Origin of the sequence: Vibrio sp. 10N.286.46.A8 (assembly GCF_041470165.1) — a bacterium.
Taxonomy (GTDB): domain Bacteria; phylum Pseudomonadota; class Gammaproteobacteria; order Enterobacterales; family Vibrionaceae; genus Vibrio; species Vibrio tasmaniensis_A.
The window spans coordinates 1-1,487 of record NZ_JBFRLX010000355.1; the positions used below are offsets into that span (position 1 = coordinate 1).

General features: G+C 47.7%; 2 protein-coding genes. Both read left to right on the plus strand.

Annotation, left to right across the window (positions count from 1 at the left end):
- The coding region (cobT, locus tag AB4232_RS22370) for a nicotinate-nucleotide--dimethylbenzimidazole phosphoribosyltransferase (protein ID WP_372088048.1) at window positions 1–797 on the plus strand (797 nt) is incomplete at its 5' end.
- On the plus strand, window positions 797–1,487 hold a 691-nt coding region (locus tag AB4232_RS22375; protein WP_372088050.1), incomplete at its 3' end, for an adenosylcobinamide-GDP ribazoletransferase. The genes cobT and AB4232_RS22375, both read left to right, overlap by 1 nt.

Below are 1,487 nucleotides of genomic sequence, written 5' to 3' on the forward strand. Positions count from 1 at the left end.
CGCAACAGATGGTGTTGAACTTCTTAAGCGGTGGCGCAGCGATTAATTGCTTTTGTGCGGTAAACAACGTCGAAATTACAGTCGTGGACACTGGGATTTTGCTGCCTGTTGAATCTGACAGCGACATGTTGATTTCTCAGCGCTCAGGTACGCGAACCAATAACTTTGCCAATGAAGCGGCAATGAGTTTAGAAACTGTTGAACGTGGGATTGAACTGGGAACTGAGCTTGTATCTAGAACCATTTCGAATGGCACGAATATCATCATGTTTGGTGAAATGGGCATCGGCAATACCAGCAGCGCGTCTGCCATCTTAAGTGCGCTAGCAAACCGAACTGCAGATGAGTGTGTCGGCCTAGGCACTGGCATCAACAATGAACAGCTTGCACGTAAAGTGGCGGTGGTTAAGCAAGGTGTTGCTCGTTGCATAAATCCTGACGCAAAAGAGGTGTTAAGCCAAGTCGGCGGTTATGAAATAGTTCAAATGGTGGGGGGCTTCCTTGGCGCTTACCAAAACAGAACCCCTGTGTTGGTCGATGGTTTTATCGTGTCGGTTGCGGCGTATGTCGCGACTCTAATTGAACCGAGTTGCCGTGATTACATGATCTTTGCTCATCGCTCTGAAGAGTCGGGGCACAAGATTCTATTAGAGCTGCTAGACGCTGAGCCACTGCTCGATCTTGGATTGAGATTGGGCGAGGGCACAGGTGCTGCGCTAGCTATGCCAATAATTCGTGCGGCGGCAGAGTTCTATAACAACATGGCGAGTTTTGCGAGTGCTGGAGTCACGGTTTAATGAGTGATGCACCAAAAAGATCGTTGAAAGATAGCATCACATACCAATGGGAACTTTTTTCGTTGGCGATGGGTTTCTTTTCTCGTTTGCCGATGCCGAAGAATACGCCTTATTCAGAAGAGCGCATGAATCGTTCGGGTCGCTACTTTTCAACGGTTGGTTTGTTACTTGGTGTTCTGTGTGGCGGTGTGTTCTTGCTACTCGATGCAATACTTCCGAGTGCAGTGGCCATCTTTTTGATGATGAGCTTTAGCCTGATGCTCACTGGCGCATTCCATGAAGACGGCTTAACCGATATGGCCGATGGTATTGGTGGCGGCATGACCCTAGAACGCCGTTTAACCATCATGAAAGACAGTCGAATTGGTACCTATGGCGCGTCTGCTCTGGTTATGGCTCTGCTTGGCAAGTGGGTGCTGTTGAACGAGCTGGTCAACATGACAGCTCTGTTTATGGTTATCGTGACCAGTTATACCTTTAGCCGTGCAATTGCTGCATCGCTGATTTACGACATGCCTTATGTCAGTGATTTGGACACCAGTAAAAGTAAGCCATTGGCCAATAAGCAAACTAGGGGCGAACTTGTCTTTCTATTATTTGTTGGCGTTCTGCCAAGCCTGTGGTTTGGTCTTGAATTCGCTTTGGTTTTATCTATCGTCGCCTATCTGTTTAGAACAGGATTCAAAAAGT